General features: G+C 75.0%; 17 protein-coding genes and 1 tRNA gene. 7 read left to right on the top strand and 11 right to left on the bottom strand.

Annotated elements, in window-relative coordinates:
* Positions 1–21 precede the first annotated feature (21 nt).
* From RCG67_RS13180 to RCG67_RS13155, 6 genes are all read right to left on the bottom strand, one after another.
* On the bottom strand, positions 22–1,068 hold the full coding sequence (locus RCG67_RS13180) for an ABC transporter ATP-binding protein (protein ID WP_368826863.1): 1,047 nt from the start codon (positions 1,066–1,068) through the stop codon (positions 22–24).
* Positions 1,061–2,128, bottom strand: a complete 1,068-nt coding sequence (locus RCG67_RS13175) for an ABC transporter ATP-binding protein (protein WP_368826861.1) — start codon at positions 2,126–2,128, stop codon at positions 1,061–1,063. The genes RCG67_RS13180 and RCG67_RS13175 overlap by 8 nt, the downstream gene beginning before the upstream one ends.
* Positions 2,125–3,102, bottom strand: a complete 978-nt coding sequence (locus RCG67_RS13170; protein ID WP_368826859.1) for an ABC transporter permease — start codon at positions 3,100–3,102, stop codon at positions 2,125–2,127. Before RCG67_RS13170 ends, RCG67_RS13175 begins: the two co-directional genes overlap by 4 nt.
* Positions 3,095–4,018 carry an ABC transporter permease gene (locus RCG67_RS13165; RefSeq protein WP_058873033.1) on the bottom strand — a complete coding sequence of 308 codons (924 nt, stop codon included), beginning with the start codon at positions 4,016–4,018 and terminating at the stop codon, positions 3,095–3,097. The genes RCG67_RS13170 and RCG67_RS13165 overlap by 8 nt, the downstream gene beginning before the upstream one ends.
* Positions 4,019–4,119: 101 nt before the next feature.
* On the bottom strand, positions 4,120–5,754 hold the full coding sequence (locus RCG67_RS13160; RefSeq protein WP_368826856.1) for a peptide ABC transporter substrate-binding protein: 1,635 nt from the start codon (positions 5,752–5,754) through the stop codon (positions 4,120–4,122).
* Between the two features lie 364 nt (positions 5,755–6,118).
* Positions 6,119–6,613, bottom strand: a complete 495-nt coding sequence (locus RCG67_RS13155; protein WP_368826854.1) for a hypothetical protein — start codon at positions 6,611–6,613, stop codon at positions 6,119–6,121.
* A 442-nt stretch (positions 6,614–7,055) separates the two neighbouring features.
* On the opposite strand from RCG67_RS13155, the gene RCG67_RS13150 reads away from it, so the two are divergent.
* From RCG67_RS13150 to nrfD, 4 genes are all read left to right on the top strand, one after another.
* Positions 7,056–8,315: a heparan-alpha-glucosaminide N-acetyltransferase domain-containing protein gene (locus RCG67_RS13150; RefSeq protein WP_368826852.1), complete on the top strand. Its 1,260-nt coding sequence runs from the start codon at positions 7,056–7,058 to the stop codon at positions 8,313–8,315.
* A 126-nt stretch (positions 8,316–8,441) separates the two neighbouring features.
* The gene (gene fdh / locus RCG67_RS13145) at positions 8,442–11,813 is read left to right on the top strand and encodes a formate dehydrogenase (RefSeq protein WP_368826850.1); all 3,372 of its coding nucleotides are present in this window, start codon (positions 8,442–8,444) and stop codon (positions 11,811–11,813) included.
* Positions 11,814–12,815: a 4Fe-4S dicluster domain-containing protein gene (locus tag RCG67_RS13140; protein WP_368826848.1), complete on the top strand. Its 1,002-nt coding sequence runs from the start codon at positions 11,814–11,816 to the stop codon at positions 12,813–12,815.
* On the top strand, positions 12,812–13,903 hold the full coding sequence (gene nrfD, locus RCG67_RS13135; protein WP_368826846.1) for an NrfD/PsrC family molybdoenzyme membrane anchor subunit: 1,092 nt from the start codon (positions 12,812–12,814) through the stop codon (positions 13,901–13,903). The genes RCG67_RS13140 and nrfD overlap by 4 nt, the downstream gene beginning before the upstream one ends.
* 27 nt (positions 13,904–13,930) lie before the next feature.
* Here the strand turns inward: nrfD and selD are convergent, their stop codons facing one another.
* The gene (gene selD / locus RCG67_RS13130; protein ID WP_438612672.1) at positions 13,931–14,920 is read right to left on the bottom strand and encodes a selenide, water dikinase SelD; all 990 of its coding nucleotides are present in this window, start codon (positions 14,918–14,920) and stop codon (positions 13,931–13,933) included.
* 71 nt (positions 14,921–14,991) lie between these two features.
* Here selD and RCG67_RS13125 point away from each other — a divergent pair.
* The 3 genes from RCG67_RS13125 (at position 14,992) to selB (ending at position 18,275) form a co-directional block, all read left to right on the top strand.
* Positions 14,992–15,086 (top strand) — tRNA-Sec (locus tag RCG67_RS13125).
* Between the two features lie 49 nt (positions 15,087–15,135).
* Positions 15,136–16,482 carry an L-seryl-tRNA(Sec) selenium transferase gene (gene selA, locus RCG67_RS13120; protein WP_368826842.1) on the top strand — a complete coding sequence of 449 codons (1,347 nt, stop codon included), beginning with the start codon at positions 15,136–15,138 and terminating at the stop codon, positions 16,480–16,482.
* A complete protein-coding gene (gene selB, locus RCG67_RS13115; RefSeq protein ID WP_368826840.1) occupies positions 16,479–18,275 on the top strand; it encodes a selenocysteine-specific translation elongation factor in 1,797 nt (598 codons plus the stop codon). The genes selA and selB overlap by 4 nt, the downstream gene beginning before the upstream one ends.
* A 117-nt stretch (positions 18,276–18,392) precedes the next feature.
* Here selB and RCG67_RS13110 read toward each other — a convergent pair whose 3' ends face one another.
* From RCG67_RS13110 to RCG67_RS13095, 4 genes are all read right to left on the bottom strand, one after another.
* Positions 18,393–19,541, bottom strand: coding sequence for an electron transfer flavoprotein subunit alpha/FixB family protein (locus tag RCG67_RS13110; protein WP_368826839.1), 1,149 nt, complete (start codon positions 19,539–19,541; stop codon positions 18,393–18,395).
* Positions 19,542–19,608: 67 nt separating this feature from the next.
* Positions 19,609–20,433 (bottom strand): electron transfer flavoprotein subunit beta/FixA family protein, encoded by an 825-nt coding sequence (locus tag RCG67_RS13105; RefSeq protein ID WP_368826837.1) that lies wholly within the window; start codon positions 20,431–20,433, stop codon positions 19,609–19,611.
* Between the two features lie 104 nt (positions 20,434–20,537).
* Positions 20,538–21,359 carry an HpcH/HpaI aldolase/citrate lyase family protein gene (locus tag RCG67_RS13100; protein ID WP_368826835.1) on the bottom strand — a complete coding sequence of 274 codons (822 nt, stop codon included), beginning with the start codon at positions 21,357–21,359 and terminating at the stop codon, positions 20,538–20,540.
* Between the two features lie 86 nt (positions 21,360–21,445).
* A complete protein-coding gene (locus RCG67_RS13095) occupies positions 21,446–21,934 on the bottom strand; it encodes a MaoC family dehydratase (protein ID WP_368826833.1) in 489 nt (162 codons plus the stop codon).
* Positions 21,935–21,940: the final 6 nt, after the last annotated feature.

The following is a 21,940-nucleotide window of genomic DNA, read 5'->3' as shown; positions in this document are numbered from 1 at the left end:
CCCTCCGGGTGCCGCGGCCGGTCAGGCCGTGCCGGCCGCCAGGTCGCGGATCTCGGCGAAGTGGCAGGCCGAGGGGTGCCCCTGGCCCCGGTCGACGAGTGCCGGGACCTCCTCGGCGCAGACGTCCTGGGCCTTCCAGCAGCGTGTGCGGAAGCGGCAGCCCGAGGGCGGGTCCGCCGGGCTGGGCAGGTCGCCGCTGAGCATGATCCGCTCCCGCGACCCGCGCAGCGCGGGCTCGTGCACCGGCACCGCCGAGAGCAGGGCCTGCGTGTACGGGTGCGCGGCCCGCTCGTAGATCGCGTCCCGGTCCCCGGTCTCCACCACGCCGCCGAGGTACATCACGGCGACCCGGTCGCTGAGGTGGCGCACGACCGAGAGGTCGTGGGCGATGAACAGGAAGGACAGCCCGAACTCGTCCTGCAGGTCCTGGAGCAGGTTGATCACCTGGGCCTGGACGGACACGTCGAGGGCGGAGACGGGCTCGTCGCAGACGATCAGCTCGGGCCGCAGCGCCAGGGCGCGGGCGATCCCGATGCGCTGGCGCTGCCCGCCCGAGAACTGGTGCGGGTAGCGGTTGGCGTAGTCGGCGCGCAGCCCCACGCGCTCGAGCAGCTCCCGCACCCGCGCCCCGCGGTCCTTCCGGTCGAGGGTGTTGGGGTGCACGTCCCAGGCCTCGGCCACGATGTCGCCCACCGTCATCCGCGGGTTCAGCGAGGAGTACGGGTCCTGGAAGATGATCTGCACGTTGCGCCGGTACTCGCGCAGCTCGCGGGCGGACATCGCCGCGACGTCCCGGCCCTTGTAGAGCACCTGCCCGGCGGTGGGCCGCTCGAGGGCCATCACGAGCTTCGCGACCGTGGACTTGCCCGAGCCGGACTCGCCGACCAGCCCCAGCGTCTCGCCGGCGCCCACGGTGAGGTCCACGCCCTCGACCGCCCGCACCTGCCCGATGGTGCGCCGCAGGACGATCCCCTGCGTGAGCGGGAAGTGCTTGGTCAGCCCGCGCACCTCGAGCAGCGGCGCCTGCGCCGTCGTCGTCCCCTCGGGGACCGGTGCCGTCTCAGCCATGGGCGAGCTCCTCGCTGTAGTGGCAGGCCGCCGTGCGGCCCGGGACGATCTCGCGCAGCGCCGGGACGTCCCCGGCGCAGTCCCCGCCGGGGACGGCCGCGGGCCCGGAGCGGGCCATCGGGCAGCGCGGGTGGAAGGCGCACCCGGAGGGGATGGCCGAGAGGTCGGGCGGGGTGCCGGTGACCGGGTGCAGCCGCTCGCCCTGGGACTCGAGGCTCGGCATCGAGGCCATCAGCCCCTTGGTGTAGGGGTGCAGCGGGGCGGCCAGCACCTCGTCGACCGTGCCGTTCTCCACGATGCTGCCGGCGTACATCACGGCCACCCGGTCGGCGACCTCGTTGACCACCCCGAGGTCGTGGGTGATGAGGATCATCCCCATCCCCGTCTGCTCCTGCAGCTCGGTGAGCAGGTCCATGATCTGGGCCTGCACGGTGACGTCGAGCGCGGTCGTGGGCTCGTCGGCGATGAGCAGGTCGGGGTCCAGGGCGATGGCCATCGCGATCATCACGCGCTGGCGCATCCCGCCGGAGAACTGGTGCGGAAAGGCGTCGACGCGCTCGCGGGCCGCGGGGATGCCGACCCGCTCCATGAGCTCGACCGCCTTCTCCCGGGCCTCGGCGCGGGAGGCCCCGCGGTGGACGCGGAACAGCTCCCCGATCTGGTGGCCGACCGTGAAGACGGGGTTGAGGGCGGAAAGCGCGTCCTGGAAGACCATGGCGATGCCCGGCCCGCGCACCGCCCGCTGCTCCTTGCGGGTCATCGTCAGCAGGTCCTGGCCGCGGAAGCGGATGGCGCCGCGGGTGATGCGCGCCGGGGGGACGTCGAGGATGCCCATGACCGCCTGGGCGGAGACGGACTTGCCCGAGCCGGACTCCCCGACGATGGCGAGGGTCTCCCCCGGGCGGACGGCGTAGGAGATGCCGTTGACGGCCCGGACGGTGCGGCGGCGGGAGCGGAACTCGACCGCGAGGTCCTCGACCTCGAGGACGGGCGGCTGCGCGGTGGGCGGCTCCGCGGCGGCCCCCGGGGCGGGGGCGGGAACGGGGTGCGAGGGGTTCATCGGCGCAGTTTCGGGTCGAGGGCGTCGCGCAGCGCGTCTCCCATGAGGATGAACGCGAGCACGGTCAGGGACAGGAAGAGCGAGGGGAACAGGATCAGGTGCGGGGCGTCCCGCAGCCGGTTCTGGGCGGCGTTGATCTGCAGTCCCCAGGAGATCTCGGGCAGCTGCAGGCCCACGCCCAGGAAGGTCAGCGTCGCCTCGGAGGCGATGATCGTGCCGACCGCGATCGTGGCGTAGACGAGCACGGGGGCCACGGCGTTGGGCAGGATGTGCCGGACGATGATCCGCCCGGTGCGGGCCCCGAGGGCCCGGGCGGCCTGGACGTAGTCGGACTGCTTGACCCCGATGACGTTGGAGCGCACCAGGCGCATCGCGGTCATCCAGCCGAAGGCGATCAGGGCGAGCGAGACTTCGAGCACCCCGCGCTCGGGCAGCACGGAGAGCAGGATGATCGCGCCGAGGATCAGCGGCAGGCCGTAGAAGATGTCGGTCACGCGGGCCAGCAGCGAGTCGATCCACCCGCCGTAGTAGCCGGCCAGCGCGCCCACCACCACGCCGATGGCGAGGACGCCGAGGACCGAGAGGAAGCCGATCGCCAGGGACACCCCGGCCCCGTGCACCACGTTGGCGTAGTAGTCGCAGCCCTGGATGTCGAAGCCGAACGGGGCGCCGGGCTGCGGGCCGTCGCCGGAGCGGGCGAGGTCGCAGACCCGCGGGTCGGTCGAGGTGAAGAGCCCCGGGGCCACCGCCATGGTCGCGAAGACCAGGAACAGCAGCGCGCCGACCAGGAAGAACGGGTTGCGGCGCAGCTGCCGCCAGGCGTCCTGCCACAGGCTGGTCTGCTCGATGTCCCCGGCCGCGGCCGCCGAGGCGAGCTCGTCGGCGCGGTCGTCCACCCGGTCGGCGTAGGTCTCCCGGTGCAGGCCCTCCGGGCGGGCCTGCTCCTCGAGGGCGTCCGTGCGGGGGTCATTCATAGCGGATCCTCGGGTCGAGGGCGGCGTAGAGGACGTCGACCACCAGGTTGAAGAAGATGTAGAAGAACACGAACAGGGTCACGATCCCGACGACGACGGCGCCCTCCTGGCGCAGCACCGCGTCGTAGACCGCCCGGCCCAGGCCGGGGATGTTGAACACCGACTCGGTGACGATGGCCCCGCCCATCAGCGCGCCCAGGTCGGCGCCGATGAAGGTGATCACGGGGATGAGGCTGTTGCGCAGGGTGTGCTTGCCGACCACGCTGGCCTCGCTCAGGCCCTTGGCGCGGGCGGTGCGCACGTAGTCGCTCTGCAGGTTCTCCGCGAGGCTCGTGCGGGTCAGCCGCGCCACGTAGGCCAGGGAGAGCGCCGCGAGCACCAGGCCCGGCAGGACGTAGCTGTACCAGCCCTGGGAGATGCCCGCGATCGGGAACCAGCCCAGCCGCACGCCGAGGACGTACTGGGCGAGGAAGCCGAGGACGAACACGGGGATCGAGACCACCACCGTGGTCGAGACGAGCACCAGGTTGTCGAAGAACGACCCCCGGCGCAGTCCCGCCAGGACACCGGCCGCGATGCCGATGAGGATCTCGAAGGCCACGGCCACGAGGGCCAGGCGCGCGGTCACGGGCAGCCGGTCCAGGATCGTGTCCAGCACCGGCCGGCCGGAGAAGTCGGTGCCGAAGTCGCCCTGCACGAGCCCGGCGAGGTATTTCAGGTACTGGATCAGCAGCGGGTCGTCGAGGTTGTACTCGGCGCGCAGCTGCGCCTGCACCGCCTCGGAGAGCGGGCGGTCCCCGCCCAGGGCTCGGATGGGGTCGCCGGGCAGCGCGTAGACCATCGAGAAGATGAGCAGGGATGCCCCCAGCAGCACCGGGATGGTCAGCAGCAGACGGCGGATGACGTACCGCCCCATGGGTCTCCTTCGTTCACGGTCACAGCACTCGGTCGGAGCGCTCGGTCGCACGCACGGGCCCGGGGCGCCCCGATCGGGGGCGCCCCGGGCTCAGCACCGGGTCACTCCGAGCCGACGACGACGTCCTCGACCTCGACGCGCCCGAAGCTGTTGACGTACACGTCGCTGACGTTCTCCGAGTGCGCGTACTGGACCAGCCCGAAGAACAGGGGGGCGGCCGGCATGTCGGCCAGGAGCAGGTCCTCGGCCTCCTGGTAGGCCTGGATCGCCGCGTCGATCGAGTCGGCGGCGTTGCCCTCCTGCAGCTTGGCGTCGAACTCCTCGTTCGAGTAGAAGGTCACGTTCGAGCCGGCCGGCGGCAGCGCCGCGGTGGAGTAGGTCGGGCCGAGCATGTTCTCCATGACCGGGTAGTCCATGATCCAGCCGGAGCGGAACGGGCCGGTCATGCCCTTCTCGTCCTGCTTGGGCAGGTACTCGGCGAACTGGAGGTCGCCGCGCAGCTGGTACTCGACCCCGAGGTTCTCGCGCAGCTGGTTGCCCACGGCCTGCATCCACTCCTCGTGCCCGGCGCCGGCGTTGAACCACAGGTCCACGGGCTCGGACTTGTCGAAGCCGGCCTCCTCGAGGAGGCGGTTGGCCTCCTCGACGTTCAGCTCGCAGGCGTCGCAGGCGTCCTCGCGGTGGCCGTCGATCACGGGGGAGACGAAGGACGCGGCCGGGGTGCGGGAGCCCTGGAAGATCGCGTCGGTGATCGCCTGCCGGTCGATCGCCATGGAGAACGCCCGGCGGACCTGCGGGTCGGCGAAGCGCTCGTCGTAGGTCGGGAAGCCCAGCGAGGTGATGTCGCCGCGCGGGGTGGTCTTGAACCGCTCGCCGAACTGGTCCTCGGCGGAGGCGATGGCGTCCGGCGGGATCTGGTCGATCACGTCGAGGGAGCCGGCCTGCAGGTCGTTGTAGGCGGTGTTGATCTCGGTGTAGACGCGGAACTCCACGCCCGCGGCCTTGGCCGGCTCCTCGCCGCCGAACTCCTCGTAGCGGGTCAGGGTGATGCCCTGGCCCTCCTGGAAGGCCTCGTCCGCCCTGAAGGGGCCGTTGCCGACCGGCTGCTCGCCGAAGCCCTCGGGGTCGTCGAAGAACGCCTGCGGCAGCGGGAAGAACGCCGTGTAGCCGAGGGTCGTGGGGAACTGCGCGTAGGGCTCGGTGAGGGTCACCCGGAACGTGGTGTCGTCGACGACCTCGAGCCCGGACATCTCCGTCCCGGCGGGCTCCTGGCCCTCCTCGGCCTGCAGGTCCTCGTAGCCCTCCACGTTGGCGAAGAAGTAGGAGTTGCCCTGGGCGTTCGTGCTGTTGGCCACGTAGTTCCAGGTGTCGACGTAGCTCTGCGCGGTCACCGGGGTTCCGTCGTGGAAGGTCCAGCCGTCCTTGAGGCTGACGGTCCACGTCTTCTGGTCCTCGGACTCCACGGACTCCGCGACGCCGGTGTAGACGGCCTCGTTGCTCTCGCGGTCGTACTCGACGAGACCGGTCCACAGCGCGTCGACGACCTGACCGCCCTCGGTCTCGCTGGTGTTGCCGGGGATCAGCGGGTTCTCGGGCTCGCCGATGTACGCGCTGAAGGTGCCGCCGCCGTCGCCGCCGTCGGCACCGGCCTCGCCGCCGCCTCCCCCACCGCACGCGGTGAGCAGCAGGGCTCCGGAGAGCACCACTGCCGTGCCCGCGATCCGCTTCGTTCTCATCGTTTCCTCCATGGTCGATATGGGCCCGCCGGGAGTGCTGGGTTCGCAGTCCGAGGGGGACGGGGCCACGCCGGGGCGAGCACGGGGCTCGCGCGTCGTGGAGCACAGGGCTCCGGGCCCGACGTGACGGAGATCACCGTCCGCCGCGCCCAGGAAGAAACCTATGGTCTCCGGTCGCGGGACGGGAGCAGACACGCCAGAAGAAACAGGAACTGCCGGTATCAGTTACCCATTCGTAACCCCGGGGTCGGGGACGGCAGGACGTCGACCGGACGGGTCGCGGCCCGGACGGCTCCGCACGGCCGGGGCCGGCCGTGCGGAAAGGGATCGGGGGCGGGAGGTCTCCGCGGGAGCGGCGCTCGGCTCAGACCGCGGCGGCCAGCCCGCCGGGCCCGAGCCCGGGGTCCGACGGGGAGTCCGCGGGGTGCCGCAGCACCGACTGCAGCTCCGCGGTCTCCGCGCCGGACGCCTCGGAGAGGCGGGCGAGCGGGACGCCGTGCCGCGCCGCGGTGCGGATCTCGGCGTGCAGAGCCTCCACCGCCCGGTCCAGGGACCAGCGCGCCGACTCCAGGGCGCCGTCGAGGGGAGCGACGTCGAGACCGATGCCCACCTCCTCGCCCGAGGCGGCGGCCTCGAGAGCCTGGTCGAGCACCCACTCCGCGGCCTCGGCCTCCCCCGCGGCGGTGAGGACCCGCTGGAGCAGCCCGGCGTGCTGGAAGCGGAGGTCGCCGCCGGGACGGTCGGAGCCGGACCCGGCCGGACCCTCCGGGGGCGCCGGCGGCACGGCGGGCTCCGGGAGGAGCGGGACGTGCACGAGGTCGGCCGACCGGGTCGACTGCGGGGACAGCGCCTTGCTCATCATGGATCCTTCCTGGAGAACTGCTGCGGCGGCCCCGCGCCGGCGCCTGCCGCAGCCGGGCGGGGCCTTGCTCCCATCGAACCAGCCACCTCGGCGAAGGTCCAGGAAGATTCCGGTGAACACCACACAAATCCCTCTGTGACCTGCGACAACGCCCTCCCGGAAAGTGGACAGGAGCCGTTCCTGCTCCTAGGGTCGAGGAGGCCCGAGGGGATCCGGGACCGACGCCGCACCGGGCTTCCCACCCCGGGGCACCGACGTCCGCACCGTTCCTGCCCCAGGGACCGGCCGGGCGCCCCACCCGGCCGCCCGGAGCCCCGCGAGCCGACCCGTCCACGCGCCCCCTGCGCACACCCCCCGCGCACGCCCTCGTGCACGACCCGCCGGTCCCCGCCGGCAGCGGTCACGCCCCCGTGCGCTCCCCCGCCCCCGGAGACCCCCCTTGAGCCGAACGACCGAAGCCCCCGCCACCGGCGCGGCCCGCACGAGCGGTGCGGCGCCCGCCCGCAGGCCCCGCCTCATCGCCGTGGACGCCGCCCGCGGCCTGGCGCTGATCGGCATGATCGCGGTCCACATCCTGCCCGTCCACGACCCCGAGACCTTCGAGCCCACCCTGCAGTGGAGCCTGTTCGGCGGGCGCGCCGCGGCGCTGTTCGCGCTGCTGGCCGGGCTGAGCCTGGCGTTCTCCTCGGGCGGGCGCACCCCGCACCGCGGCCGCGCCCTCGCCGCCACCCGCGCCGGGCTGGTGGTCCGGGCGCTGCTCATCACGTCCGTCGGACTGGCGATCAACCAGGTCATGCCGTCCCCGGCGCCCGCGCTGGGCATCCTGGTCTACTACGGCGCGTTCTTCCTGCTCGCCGTTCCCCTGCTGGGCCTGCGGCGCCGCACCCTGGCCGCCGCCGCCGCGGGCGCCGCGGTCCTGGGCCCCGTGCTGGTGCACGTGCTGGGCCCCGCCCTGCCCCGGCCCGAGGTCGCCAACCCCACCCTCGGCAGCGTGCTCGCGGATCCCGGCGCCGCCCTGGCCCAGGTGCTGCTGACCGGGACCTACCCGGCCGTGCCGTACCTGACCTACCTCTGCGCCGGCCTGCTCCTCGGCCGGACCGACCTGCACGAGGTCGTGGTGCGGGTCCGGATCGCCGTGACCGGTGCGGTCCTCGCGCTCGGCGCGTGGTTCGTCTACTGGGTGCTGGTCCTGCAGGCCGGCGGCTACGACCGACTGATGCAGCACACCCCGTGGCTGAGCGAGGACCAGATCGACGAGATCATCGTCTGGGGGCCGAGCCCCGACCTGCCCACCTCCACCTGGTGGTGGCTGCTCACCCCCGGCCCGCACAGCAACACCCCGGTGACGCTGCTCATGGACCTGGGCACCGGCCTGGCCGTGCTGGGGCTCTTCCTGCTCCTCGCCCGCCCGAACCGGCTGTGGACCGTGCCGGCCGCCATGGGCGGGCGCACCCTGACCCTGTACTCGGCCCACCTGCTCGCGCTGGCCACGGCGGCCCACGAGGACGACCGCCTGCTCTGGTTCGCGGTGCACGTGGCCGCGGCCGCGGCCTTCGCCGTGCTGTGGCAGAGAACGCTCGGGCAGGGGCCCCTCGAACGGGTGATCGCGGCCGCCGCGCGCGGCACCCGCCGGCTGGTGCTCGGCGCCTCCACCGGGACGGCGGACCCCGCCCGCGCCCGGGGAGCCGAGCGGGCCTAGAGCGGCCGGGCGGACCCGGGACCGGCGCGCGCGTCCGGCCGGCCCGGCGCACCGGGAACGCCGCGCGGACACGACCGGCCGGTGTGGCCCCTGACACATCACCGCGCGGCGGGCTATGCTCTCGCCATGGCACGATTCAGCCCACTGGAGTGGCCGGTCCTCCGTCAGATCCGCTCGGGCGACCTGCTCGGTCGCGGCCCGGCCGTGACCTCGGAGCGCACCCGGACGACGGCTCCCCGCACGAGCACCGCCGACCGGGTCGTGCAGAGCGTCTGCCCGTACTGCGCGGTCGGCTGCGGCCAGCGGGTCTACGTCAAGGACGAGAAGGTCGTCCAGATCGAGGGCGACCCCGACTCGCCGATCTCCCGCGGCCGCCTGTGCCCCAAGGGCTCGGCCAGCGAGCAGCTCGTCAACGCGCCCGGCCGGCAGACCGAGGTGCTCTACCGCGCGCCCCGGGCCACCGAGTGGCAGCGGCTGGACCTCGACACCGCCGTCGGCATGGTGGCGGACCGGGTCCTCGAGGCCCGCCGCAACGGATGGCAGGACGCCGACGAGCAGGGCCGTCCGCTGCGCCGCACCATGGGCTTCGCCTCCCTGGGCGGCGCGACGCTGGACAACGAGGAGAACTACCTCATCAAGAAGCTCTTCACCGCCGCCGGGGCGATCCAGATCGAGAACCAGGCCCGTATTTGACACTCCTCGACGGTTCCCAGTCTGGGAGCCTCGTTCGGTCGCGGTGGCGCGACGCAGTCCCTGCAGGACATGGCCAACGCCGACTGCATCGTCATCCAGGGCTCCAACATGGCCGAGTGCCACCCCGTGGGCTACCAGTGGGTGACGGAGGCCAAGGCCCGCGGCGCCCGGGTCATCCACGTCGACCCGCGCTTCACCCGCACCTCGGCGGTCGCCGACCGGCACGTCCCGATCCGGGCCGGCTCGGACATCGTCCTGCTCGGGGCACTGATCAACCACGTGCTCGGCCATGACCTGTGGTTCGAGGAGTACGTCCGCGCCTACACCAACGCGGCCACGATCGTGGACGAGGACTACCGCGACGCCGAGGACCTCGACGGGCTGTTCTCCGGCTTCGACCCGGAGACCGGCCAGTACGACATGTCCACGTGGGCCTACGAGGAGCGCGGCGACGACCGGGTGCAGGGCCCCGAGGGGGACCCCGAGCACGGTGCCGAGTCCGTCCCGGAGGCCGCCGGCCAGCAGTTCGGCAGCGGCGGCGCCCCGATGGAGAACGCCCGCGTGGAGCGCGACGAGACCCTGCAGCACCCGCGCACGGTGTTCCAGATCCTCCGGCGGCACTACGCGCGCTACACCCCCGAGATGGTGCAGGAGGTGTGCGGGATCTCCCCCGAGGACTTCGCGTACCTGGCGCGCTCCGTCACCGAGAACTCGGGGCGCGAGCGGACCACGTGCTTCGCCTACGCCGTCGGCTGGACCCAGCACAGCCTCGGCGCGCAGTACATCCGCACCGCAGCGATCCTGCAGCTGCTGCTGGGCAACATGGGCCGCCCGGGCGGGGGCATCATGGCCCTGCGCGGGCACGCCAGCATCCAGGGCTCGACCGACATCCCGACGCTGTTCAACCTGCTGCCCGGCTACCTGCCGATGCCGGTGGCCGGCACGCACGACACGTTCGACGACTACCTGGACGCGATCGCGTCGAAGCAGCAGAAGGGCTACTGGGCCGAGGCCGACGCCTACACGACGAGCCTGCTCAAGGCCTGGTGGGGGGACGCCGCCACCGCCGAGAACGACTGGGCCTACGACTACCTCCCGCGCCTCACCGGGGCCCACGGCACGTTCCAGACGCTGACGAGCATGCTCGACGACGAGGTGGAGGGCTACTTCCTGCTCGGCCAGAACCCCGCGGTGGGGTCCTCCAACGGCCGGATGCAGCGCATGGCCATGTCCCACCTGAAGTGGCTGGTGGTGCGCGACCTCAACCTCATCGAGTCGGCGACCTGGTGGAAGGACGGTCCGGAGATCGCCTCGGGCGAGCTGCGCACCGAGGACATCGAGACCGAGGTCTTCTTCCTGCCCGCGGCCACGCACGTGGAGAAGTCGGGCACCTTCACCCAGACCCAGCGGCTGCTGCAGTGGCGCCACCAGGCCGTGGCCCCGCCGGGCGAGTGCCGGAGCGAGCTGCAGTTCTTCTTCGAGCTGGGCCGGCGGATCCGGGAGCGGCTGGCCGGTTCCGAGGACGAGCGCGACCGCCCGCTGCTCGACCTCACCTGGGACTACCCCGTGGACGAGCACGGCGAGCCGGACCCCGAGGCGGTGCTCGCCGAGATCAACGGCCGGCACCTCACCGGCCCGGACGCCGGCCGGCCGCTGTCCTCGTACACCGAGATGCGCGCGGACGGTTCGACCTCCGGCGGCTGCTGGATCTACACCGGGGTCTACGCCGACGGCGTCAACCGTGCGGCCGCCCGCACCCCGGGCCGGGAGCAGGGCCCCACCGCCCCCGACTGGGGCTGGGCCTGGCCCGCCAACCGCCGGATCCTCTACAACCGGGCCTCGGCCGACCCCGAGGGCCGGCCGTGGAGCGAGCGCAAGAAGTACGTCTGGTGGGACGAGGAGCAGAACCGGTGGGTCGGGGACGACGTTCCCGACTTCCCGCTCCACCTCGCCCCGGGCACCCGCCCCGAGCCCGACGCCGGAGGGGCGGCCGCGCTGGCCGGTGACGACCCGTTCATCATGCAGAGCGACGGCAAGGGGTGGCTGTACGCGCCCAAGGGCGTGGTGGACGGGCCGCTGCCCACGCACTACGAGCCGCAGGAGTCGCCGGTCGCCAACGCCCTGTACGCCCAGCAGCGCAATCCCTCCCGGGTGCTGTTCGCGCGCCAGGACAACCTCAGCGCCCCGAGCGCCGGGACCCCGGGGGCGGACGTGTACCCGTACGTGTTCACCACGTACCGGCTCACCGAGCACCACACGGCCGGCGGCATGAGCCGGTGGCTGCCGTACCTCTCCGAGCTGCAGCCCGAGATGTTCTGCGAGGTCTCCCCCGAGCTCGCCGCCGAGTGCGGGCTGGAGCCCTACGGCTGGGCCACGATCGTCTCCCCCCGGGCGGCGATCGAGGCGCGGGTGCTGGTCACCGAGCGGATGACCCCGCTGACGGTGCGCGGGCACACCGTGCACCAGATCGGGCTCCCGTACCACTGGGGGGTGGGCGACGACGCCGTGGTCAGCGGCGACTCCGCCAACGACCTGCTGGGCCTCACGCTCGAGCCCAACGTGCAGATCCAGGACTCCAAGGTGGGCTCGTGCCACATCCGCCCGGGCCGCCGGCCGCGGGGCGCCGAGCTGCTCGACCTGGTCGCGGAGTACCAGGAGCGCGCCGGTGCCACGGTGGCGACCGGCAACACCCGGATCGACGTCCCCGGCAGGATCCCGGACCCCGGCCGGAGCGGCGAGCCGAGCCCGGACCCGGCCGCCGGCGAGACCACCGACACGACCACCGACCCGACGAGGGAGACCTAGATGGGCCAGCTGGCCGGACCGACCGATCCCACGGCCGACGCGCACTGGGAGCACCAGCACGAGCGGAAGGGCTTCTTCACGGACACCTCGATCTGCATCGGCTGCAAGGCCTGCGAGGTGGCGTGCAAGGAGTGGAACCAGAACCCGCAGGACGGGGAGCTCGAGCTGCTCGAGTCCTCCTACGACAACACCGGCTCCCTGGGGGCCAGCACCTGGCGGCACGTGGCGTTCGTGGAGCAGGACAGCGAGCGCATCGAGGAGGCCCGGGAGTCCGGGCGCAAGCTCGTGAGCCTGGGCATGCCGCGCGTCGGCCCGCCCGAGGCGCGCCCGCAGCCCTCGGGGGACACGACCCCGCCCGACACCCCGGAGTTCCGCTGGCTGATGTCCTCCGACGTCTGCAAGCACTGCACGCACGCCGGGTGCCTCGACGTGTGCCCCACCGGGGCGCTGTTCCGCACCGAGCACGGCACCGTGGTGGTCCAGGACGACGTGTGCAACGGCTGCGGCACGTGCGTGGCCGGCTGCCCGTTCGGCGTGATCGAGCGGCGCACCGACGGCACGGCCGCACCCCGCACGGAGCGGGACGGGCAGCCGGGCAAGCCCGGCAAGCCCGAGGTGAAGAACGTGGGCGTCGCCCAGAAGTGCACCCTGTGCTACGACCGGATGGTGGACGACCAGACGCCGGCGTGCGCGCAGACGTGCCCGACGACCTCCATCAAGTACGGCGAGCACGAGGACATGGTCGAGCAGGCCCGGCACCGGGTCGCCGAGCTGCACGCCGAGGGCCGCACCGAGGCCCGGCTCTACGGCGCCAACGAGCTGGACGGCGTCGGCGGCACCGGCTCGGTGTTCCTGCTGCTCGACGAGCCGGAGGTCTACGGGCTGCCGCCGGACCCGCGGGTGCCCACCGCGGACCTGCCCCGGATGTACCAGCGGGCCGGCCTGGCCGCGGCGGGCATGCTCGCCGCCGCCGCCCTGGCCTTCGCGGGAGGCCGCTCGTGAGCCTGTCCGAGTTCGACAGCTACCGTCCGCCCGAGCCGCCGCGCCGCCGGCGGCGGGACGGAGCGCGCCGGCGGGGCGCCGGCCAGGCCGGCGGCGACGGCTCCCGGGAGATGCCGATGGTCCCGGAGCCGGAGTTCGGCTCCTACTACGGCCGCCCGGTGGTCAAGCCGGCGCCCTGGGGCCACGAGGTCGCCGCGTACCTGTTCCTCGGCGGCGTGGCCGGCGGCTCGGCGCTGCTCGCGCTCGGCGGTCAGCTGACCTGCCGGGACGAGCTGCGGCGCAACGCCCGGCTGGGCTCGGTGACCGCGCTCGGTCTGGGCGGCGCGGCCCTCGTCGCGGACCTCGGCCGGCCCGAGCGGTTCCTGCACATGCTGCGCACGTTCAAGCCGACCTCGCCGATGAGCATGGGCACGTGGATCCTCAGCGCGTTCGGGGCCGGCATGGGGACCGCGGTCGCCTCCGAGGTCGACCGGATGACCGGGGCCCGGTTCCCGCTGGGCCCGCTGCGCCCGGTGCTGCGCGCCGTGGAGGGACCGGCCGGTGTGGAGGCCGCGGTCCTCGCCGGTCCGCTCGCCGCCTACACCGCGGCCCTGCTCTCCGACACGGCGACGCCCACCTGGAACGCGGCCCGCGAGGACCTCGCGTTCGTCTTCGTGAGCTCGGCGAGCCTCGCCGCGGGCGGTCTGGCGATGGTCACCACGTCCGTGGGCGAGGCCGGCCCCGCCCGGCGGCTGGCGGCGCTGGGGGTGGCGGGCGAGCTGGTCGCCACGAAGATGATGGAGCGCCGGATGGACCCCGTGGCCGCCGAGCCCCTGCACCACGGCCAGGCGGGGACGATGCTCGCCTGGAGCGAGCGGCTCGCGGTCGCCGGCGGTCTCGGCACGCTGCTGGGCGGGCGGCACCGGGCCGTCGCCGCGCTCTCGGGCCTGGCGCTGCTGGCCTCCTCGGCGCTGACCCGGTTCGGCGTGATGGAGGCCGGTCTGCACTCCGCCGTGGACCCGCGCTACACGATCGAGCCGCAGAAGGCGCGGCTGGCCGCGCGGCGGGCCGCCGGGGTCACCGACGACTCGATCACCACCGTCGGCTGAGCGCCCGGCGCCGTCCCGCGACGGCGCTCAGCGCACCTCGATGCCGGACCCCGCCACGGTGTGGCCCACCACCGGGTATCCGGGCACCTCGCCGACGACGAGCAGCCCGCCCGAGGTCTGCGCGTCGGCGAGCAGCAGCAGGTCGTCCTCGTCGACGCCCGCGGCGGAGCGCAGGTGGGGGCGCACCCAGTCGAGGTTGCGGCGGGTCCCGCCCGAGACGTAGCCGTCCCGCAGCGCCTCCTCGGCCCCCTCGACGAGGGGCACGGCCGCCCGGTCCAGCACGACGCCGACGCCGGAGGCACGGCACATCTTGTGCAGGTGCCCGAGCAGGCCGAAGCCCGTGACGTCCGTGGCCGCCCGGGCCCCGGCCGCGAGCGCCGCCTCGGCCGCGTCCCGGTTCAGCCGGGTCATCGTGGCGACCGCCTCGGCGAACACCTCGCCGGTGGCCTTGTGCCGGTTGTTGAGCAGCCCCACGCCGATCGGCTTGGTGAGGGTGAGGGGCAGCCCCGGCGCGGCGGCGTCGTTGCGCAGCAGCCGGTCCGGGTCGGCCACGCCGGTCACGGCCATGCCGTACTTCGGCTCCGGGTCGTCGATGGAGTGCCCCCCGATCACGGGGCACCCCGCCTCGGAGGCGACGGCCAGCCCGCCGCGGAGCACCTCGGTCAGCAGCTCCATCGGCAGCTTCTCCCGGGGCCAGCCGACCAGGTTGATCGCCATCACCGGGCGCCCGCCCATGGCGTAGACGTCCGAGAGCGCGTTCGCGGCGGCGATCCGGCCCCAGTCGTAGGCGTCGTCGACGACCGGGGTGAAGAAGTCGGCGGTGGACAGCACCGCGAGGTCGTCGCGCACCAGGACGGCCGCGGCGTCGTCCCCGTCGTCGAGGCCGACCAGCACGCCGGCCCCCGGCTGCCCGGTCAGGCCCCGGACCGCGTCCTCGAGCTCGCCGGGAGGGATCTTGCACGCGCATCCGCCGCCGTGGGCGAAGCCGGTCAGCCGGACCGCTCCGGCGGCGGACAGGGGCGGGGTCGACGTCCGGGTCTGTTCCATGCCGTCAGCCTACTGGTGGCGGCGGTGCTAGGTTGGACGGTGGAGGCGTCCGGGTCCTGGTGGGCCCCCCGGTCTTCAAAACCGGTGAGGCCGAGCATCTCGGCCTGGCGGGTTCGATTCCCGTCCGCCTCCGCCAACCTCTGCACCGCTCATCCGCACCGCGCCGCGCGCGACGAGGAGGACCCGTGGCCCTGGACGACCCGCGCCGGCTGATCCCGCGCACCGACCAGCTCATGGCCCTGCCGCCCGTCCGCGACGCCCGCGACCGGCTGAGCGAGGGCGTGCTCCGCGCCCTGGTGCGCGAGACCCAGGACCGGGCGCGGCGCGGTGAGCTCGCCCCCGAGGACGTCGAGCCGGCGGTGCTCGCCGCGCTCGGGTCCCGCTCCGCGTCGACCCTGACACCGGTGCTCAACGCCACCGGCGTGGTCGTGCACACCAACCTGGGCCGCGCCCCGCTGTCCGCGGCCGCGGTCGAGGCGCTGCGCACGGCCGCCGGGTACGTCGACGTGGAGCTCGACCTGGGCACCGGCACCCGCTCCCGCCGAGGCACCGCGGCCCGGGCGGCCCTGCTCGCCGCCTGCCCGCCCGCCGAGGACGCGCTGGTGGTCAACAACGGCGCGGCCGCCCTCGTGCTGGCCACCACGGCCCTGGCTGCCGGCCGCGAGGTGGTGATCAGCCGCGGCGAGCTCGTCGAGATCGGGGCCGGGTTCCGGCTGCCGGAGCTGATCGAGTCGACCGGCGCCCGGCTGCGCGAGGTCGGCACGACCAACCGGACCCACCTGCGCGACTACGCCGAGGCGATCGGCCCGGAGACCGGGTGCCTGCTCAAGGTGCATCCGAGCAACTTCCGGCTGGAGGGGTTCACCGCGGCCGTCGAGGTCCACGAGCTGCGGACCCTGGCCCGGGCCCACGGCGTGCCCCTCGTGGCCGACCTCGGCAGCGGGCTGCTGACCCCCGACCCGCAGCTGCCGGGCGAGCCCGACGCCGCCACCGCCCTCGAGGGCGGCGCCGACATCGTCATCGCCAGCGGCGACAAGCTGCTCGGCGGCCCGCAGGCCGGGCTGGTGCTCGGCGCCTCGGACGTCGTGGCCCGGATGACCGCCCACCCCCTCGCCCGCGCCGTCCGTGCCGACAAGCTCGCGCTCGCCGCCCTGGAGGCCACGCTCGCCGGCGGGCCCGTCCCGGTCGTGCGCGCGCTGCACGCGGACCCGGAGCGGCTCCGCGAGCGCGCCGAACGGCTCGCCGCGGCCGTCGGCGCGCCGGTGGTCGCCCACGACGGCCGGGTCGGCGGCGGCGGTGCGCCCGGCGTGCCCCTGCCGGGGTGGGCGGTGCGGCTGCCCGAGGCGGCGGCCCCCCTGCTGCGCACCGGCCGCCCCGCCGTTCTGCCCCGGGTGCACGACGGCGCGTGCCTGCTCGACCTGCGCTGCGTGCCCGAGTCCGACGACGACCGTCTGCGCGCGGCGGTGCAGGCCGCCCTGGCCGCTCCGGGGGTGGTGGACCGGGCGGACGACGTCGCCGGGCGGGCCCGGTGAGCACGCACGTCGTCGCCACGGCCGGGCACGTCGACCACGGCAAGAGCACCCTGGTGCGGGCCCTCACCGGCATGGAGCCCGACCGGTGGGAGGAGGAGCGCCGCCGCGGGCTGACCATCGACCTGGGCTACGCCTGGACCACGCTGCCGTCCGGGCGGGACGTGGCCTTCGTGGACGTGCCGGGCCACGAGCGCTTCCTCGGCAACATGCTCGCCGGGCTCGGGCCGGCTCCCGTCGTCTGCTTCGTGGTCGCGGCCGACGAGGGCTGGCAGGCCCAGTCCGGCGACCACCGCGACGCCGTCGCGGCCCTGGGCATCGAGCACGGCGTGGTGGTGCTCACCCGCGCCGACCGGGCGCCCGGGCGGATCGGCGAGGTGCTCGCCCAGGTGCGCGCGGAGCTGGCCGGGACCGGTCTGCGCGACGCGCCCGTGGTCACCGTCTCGGCGCTCGAGGGCACGGGTCTGGCCGAGCTGCGCGCCGCCCTCGACGAGGTCCTGGCGGGGGCGCCCGCACCCGACGAGGGGCGGCTGCGGCTCTGGGTGGACCGGTCCTTCACCATCACCGGCTCCGGCACGGTGGTGACCGGCACGCTGACCGCGGGCACGCTCCGGCAGGGCGACCGGCTGGAGCTGCTCGGCGCCGGCGGGACCCGGCCGGCGGTGGTCCGGAGCCTGCACAGCCGGAACGAGCCGCACACGGCGCTGGAGCCGTGCACCCGCGTGGCGCTGAACTTGCGGGGGGTCTCCGCCGAGGACGTGCACCGCGGCGACGCTCTGGTCACCCCCGGGACGTGGCCGCTCACGGGTGTCCTCGACGTCCGCCGCAGCACGGGGCCCGCTCTCACGGCCACGGCCGAGCACCTCGTGGTCCACGCCGGCACCGCGGCGGTGCCGGCCCGGCTGAGCCCGTTCGACGACGACCACGCCCGGCTGGTCCTCGACCGGGCCCTGCCCCTGGTCCTCGGGGACCGCCTGGTGCTCCGCGACCCCGGCAGCCGCGCGGTGCTCGGCGGCGCCCTGGTCCTCGACGCCGATCCCCCCGCGCTGCGGCGGCGCGGGGACCGGGCGCGCCGGGCCGCCCGGCTCGCCCGCACGGACGTCCGCGGGGACGTCCTCGGGGAGGTGGCCCGCCGCGGCGCGGTGCGGGCCCAGCACCTGCACCGCCTCGGGCTGCTGCCCGCCCCGGACGCCGCCCCGCCCGGGGACGTGCGCGTGCTCGGCGACTGGTGGGTGCACGCCCCCCTGCTCGAGTCCTGGACCCGGAGGCTGCGCACCGCAGTGGAGGAGCTGCACGCCCGCGACCCCCTGGCCGCGGGGCTCTCGCGGGGCGCCGCCCGCGATCTGCTCGCGCTGCCGGACGCCGCGCTGGTCGGGCCCGTGGTCAGCGGCGCCGGCCTGGAGCAGGACGGCGGGCACGTCCGCTCCCCGCACCACCGCGGGGGCCTCGGCGCCCACGAGACCGCGGTGCTCGAGCTGGAACGGCGGCTCGCGGCCGAGCCCTTCCGCAGCCCGGAGGCCGACGACCTGACGGCGCTGCGGCTCGGCGCCCGCGAGCTCGCCGCGGCCGAGCGCACCGGCCGGCTGCTCCGCCTGGGGGACGGTGTCGTGCTGCTCCCCACCGCCCCCGCGCTGGCGATGCGCGAGCTCGCGGGGCTGCCGCAGCCCTTCACCACCAGCCAGGCGCGCCAGGCGCTCGGCACCACCCGGCGCGTCGCGATCCCGCTGCTCGAGCACCTCGACGCCCGCGGCTGGACCCGGCGGCTGGACGCCGGCCACCGCACGGTGGCCCGCTGACCGGGAGGTTCCCGCAGGAAGCGGTCCCCGCCGGCGCCCGGGCTCCCCGCCGGTGGCCGGCGTCCCCGCCGACGCCCGGGTCCCCGGCCGGTGGGGCGTTCCCGGCGGCTCCCGGGCTCACTCCCCGCGCAGCCTCCGGAGGTGCTCGACCGCCTGGGGCAGCACCGTCCGGAGGTCGCCCACGATGCCGAGGTCGGCGATCTCGAAGACCGGGGCCTGCTCGTCCTTGTTCACCGCCACGATCGTCCTCGCCGTCTGCATGCCCGCGCGCTGCTGGACGGCGCCGGAGATCCCGCAGGAGACGTAGAGCTGCGGGGAGACGGTGCGCCCGGTCTGGCCCACCTGCGCCTCGGGGCCGATCCACCCGGCGTCCACCGCCGCGCGGGAGGCGCCGATCGCCCCGCCGAGGACGTCCGCGAGCTCCTCGAGCGGTCCGAAGTCCCCGCCCGTGCCGCGGCCGCCGGCCACGACCACGCGGGCCTCGCCCAGTGCGGGCCGCCCGGAGACGGGCAGCTCGGTCCGGCCCGCGATCCGGGCCGCCGGCACGGTGTCCTCGAGCGCGTGCGTGCGCACCCGCGGGCGCCGCGCTCCGGGCTGCCCCGCGGCGGGTCCGGTGCCCGGGGCCGCCGCGGCAGGACCGGAGGGAGCGTCCGCGCCGTCCTCCGCCGGGGCCTCCCCCGGGACCTCCGCCAGGTTCTCCACCGGGGCCTCCCCCGGGTTCTCCGCCAGGTTCCCCGCTGGAACCTCCCCCAGGTTCTCCGCCGGGGACTCCGCCGGGAGCTCGATCGAGTTCGGGCGGACGGTCGCGATCAGCACGGGGCTCGTGGCCCGGCACCGGGTGGTCCAGCCCCCGGCGAGCACGGACTTGGTGGCGACGAGGTCGGCGTCGAGGGCCACGACGTCGGTGACGACCCCGGCCCCGAGCCGCACGCCCAGGCGTGCGGCGACGTCCTTGGCCTCGGGGGTGCCGGCGAGCAGCAGCACCCGGGCCCCGGTCGCCCGGGCGGCGGCCTCCGCGAGCGCGACCGCGGGCGTGCTGAGCCGGTCGCCGGGCCCGCCCTCCGGGGCGTGCACGGTGTGCACCGCGTGGGCGGCGAGCGCGTCGAGCAGGGCGTCGTCGGGCGCGGCCGGCACGACGACGTGCGTCTGCCCCAGGGTGCCCGCGAGCACGAGCAGCTCCCGGTCGGCGCGGCGCAGCCGGTCCGTGCCGGCCAGCACCACCAGGGCGACGGACGCGCCGGTGGTCGTCGTGGTGGTCGTGGTCATGGTGGTCCTCCTCCTGCCCGGCGGGCGGGCGCGTGCGGTGCGGGTCCGGCTCGGTGCGGCCGGGTGCTCAGACGAGCTTCCGGGCCACGAGGAACTCGGCGAGCCGGACGCCGCCCTCGCCCTCGTCGACCACGACCTCGCCGTGCGCGCGGGGCGGTCGGGGCACGGCGTCGAGCACCTCGGTGAGCGAGCCCGCGAGTCCCACGGCGTCCGCGTCCAGGCCGAGATCGGCGGCCGACCACGTCTGCACGGGCTTCTTCTTGGCCGCCACGATCGCCTTGAAGTTGGGGTAGCGCGGGGTGTTGGCCTGGTCGGTCACGGCCACGAGGGCCGGGAGGTCCGCGACGACCTGCAGGGCCTCGGTCTCCGTGTGCCGGACGGCCGTGAGCGAGGCGGCGTCCTCGGCCACCGCCAGGGAGCTCGCGAAGCCGACGTGGGCGAGGCCGAGCCGCTCGGCGAGCTGGCCCGGGACCAGGGACGTCTCGCCGTCGGTGGCGGCCATGCCGGTGAGCACCAGGTCCACGGCGCGGTCCTCGGTCCGGGCGATCCGTTCGACTGCGGCGGCGAGCACGCGGGCGGTGACCCACGCGTCGGAGCCGGCGAGGGCGTCGTCGAGCACGTGGAACCCGGCGTCGGCGCCCAGCTGGAGGGCGCGCTTGAGCGCGTCCGTCGCGCCCGCCGGGCCCATGGTCAGGGCGAGCACGCGGTGCCCGGCTCCCGGGCCGCCGTGCGTCCCGACGATCTGCAGCGCGGCCTCGAGCGCGTACTCGTCGAGCTCGGAGAGGATCCCGGACGGGCGCTCGAGCAGGGGCGGGCTCCCGGCGAGGACACGGTCGCCCGCGGCGTCGGGGACGTGCTTGACGGGGACGACGATCGTCAGGGGCTGGCTCATGGTCTCCTCCGGACGGAACGGAACGGGACGGGACAGGACGGGACTCGACGGGTCCGGGCCGGACGGGTGGGGCCGGCGGCTCGGGCCCGGACGGCAAGGGAGCCTCAGGCGTCCGCGCGGCGCACGAGGCGCTCGGCGTGGCGGACCAGGGGCTCGTCGACCATCCGCCCGCGGAACGTGAAGACCCCGGGGGTGCGGCGGGCGGCGTCGAGCAGCTCGCGGGCGGCCTCGACCTCCGCGGCGTCGGGCCGGTAGGCGGCGCGGACGGTCTCGACCTGCCCCGGGTGGATGCAGGCGGTGGCCGCGAAGCCGGAGGCCACGGCGTCGAGGGCCTCCTCGCGCAGCCCGTCGAGGTCGGCGATGTCGAGGTGCACCGCGTCGATCGCGGGCCGGCCGGCGGCGCCGGCCGCGAGCAGGACGGCGGAGCGGGCGTGGCGGGCCACGTCCCGGTAGGTGCCGTCCGCGCGCCGGGACGAGCTGCCGCCGAGCGAGGCCACGAGGTCCTCGGCGCCCCACATCAGGGCGACCACGTTGGGGGACCGGGCGATCTCGGCCGCGTTGACCACGCCCTCGGCGGTCTCGCACAGGGCGACCACGCGGTGCAGGCCCAGTTCCGCGGCGACGGCGAGCCGTTCGGCGGAGGCCGTCTTCGGCAGCATCACGGTGGTGTACGCGGTGTGCCGCAGGGCCACGAGGTCGTGGGCGAAGTCCTCGGTGTCCTCGGCGTTGATCCGCACGATCGTGCGGGCCGGGTCCAGGGGCGTGGCCACGAGTGCGTCCCGGGCGGCGGGCCGGGCGGACGGCGCCACGGCGTCCTCGAGGTCGAGGATCACGGCGTCGGCGCGCTCGGCCGCCTTGGCGTAGCGCTCGGGGCGGTCGGCCGGGCAGAACAGCAGGGCCGGGCCGAGGAGGAACGGGTCGGTCATCGGGGCTCCTTCGCCGGGGTCTCGCTGCGGGCGGGGTCGGTGCGGGCGGTCGATGCCGGGATCGCCGTGGGCGTTCCGGCGGGCGGTCACTGCGGGGCGGCGTCGCGGGACCACACGAGCACCGAACGGGTGCACCGGGCGACGACGGCGCCGTCCTGGTTGCGGCCCACGTGCTGGAGCCGGACGATCCCCTGCCCGGGCCGGGAGGAGGAGGCCCGCGCGCCGAGGACCTCGGAGGACGAGTACAGGGTGTCCCCGTGGAAGAGCGGGTGCGGGAAGGCGACCTCCTCGAAGCCGAGGTTCGCCACGATGGTGCCCTGGGTCAGCTGGGCCACGGACGCCCCCACGAGGGTCGAGAGGGTGAACATGGAGTTCACGAGCCGCCGGCCGAAGGGCTGGCGCTCGGACCACGCGGCGTCCAGGTGCAGGGACTGGGTGTTCATGGTGAGGGTCGTGAACAGCACGTTGTCCGCCTCGGTCACGGTCCGCCCGGGGGCGTGCTCGTAGACCGTGCCGACCTCGAACTCCTCGAACCACAGCCCGCGCTGGCGGACCACCTTGCGCTCCCCGGTCACGGCGGC

It is taken from the genome of Kocuria cellulosilytica (assembly GCF_040981245.1).
In the GTDB taxonomy this organism is placed as follows: Bacteria; Actinomycetota; Actinomycetes; order Actinomycetales; family Micrococcaceae; genus Kocuria; species Kocuria cellulosilytica.
The sequence above is the reverse complement of the archived record's forward strand: the minus strand, read 5'-3'. Positions and strand labels throughout refer to the sequence as shown.

Excerpts from the sequence above, each read along its gene's own strand:
- RCG67_RS13180 (WP_368826863.1), bottom strand. The coding sequence starts at position 1,068 with ATGGCTGAGACGGCACCGGTCCCCGAGGGGACGACGACGGCGCAGGCG.
- RCG67_RS13175 (WP_368826861.1), bottom strand. The coding sequence starts at position 2,128 with ATGAACCCCTCGCACCCCGTTCCCGCCCCCGCCCCGGGGGCCGCCGCG.
- RCG67_RS13170 (WP_368826859.1), bottom strand. The coding sequence starts at position 3,102 with ATGAATGACCCCCGCACGGACGCCCTCGAGGAGCAGGCCCGCCCGGAG.
- RCG67_RS13165 (WP_058873033.1), bottom strand. The coding sequence starts at position 4,018 with ATGGGGCGGTACGTCATCCGCCGTCTGCTGCTGACCATCCCGGTGCTG.
- RCG67_RS13160 (WP_368826856.1), bottom strand. The coding sequence starts at position 5,754 with ATGAGAACGAAGCGGATCGCGGGCACGGCAGTGGTGCTCTCCGGAGCC.
- RCG67_RS13155 (WP_368826854.1), bottom strand. The coding sequence starts at position 6,613 with ATGAGCAAGGCGCTGTCCCCGCAGTCGACCCGGTCGGCCGACCTCGTG.
- RCG67_RS13140 (WP_368826848.1), top strand. The coding sequence starts at position 11,814 with ATGGGCCAGCTGGCCGGACCGACCGATCCCACGGCCGACGCGCACTGG.
- RCG67_RS13110 (WP_368826839.1), bottom strand. The coding sequence starts at position 19,541 with ATGACCACGACCACCACGACGACCACCGGCGCGTCCGTCGCCCTGGTG.
- RCG67_RS13105 (WP_368826837.1), bottom strand. The coding sequence starts at position 20,433 with ATGAGCCAGCCCCTGACGATCGTCGTCCCCGTCAAGCACGTCCCCGAC.
- RCG67_RS13100 (WP_368826835.1), bottom strand. The coding sequence starts at position 21,359 with ATGACCGACCCGTTCCTCCTCGGCCCGGCCCTGCTGTTCTGCCCGGCC.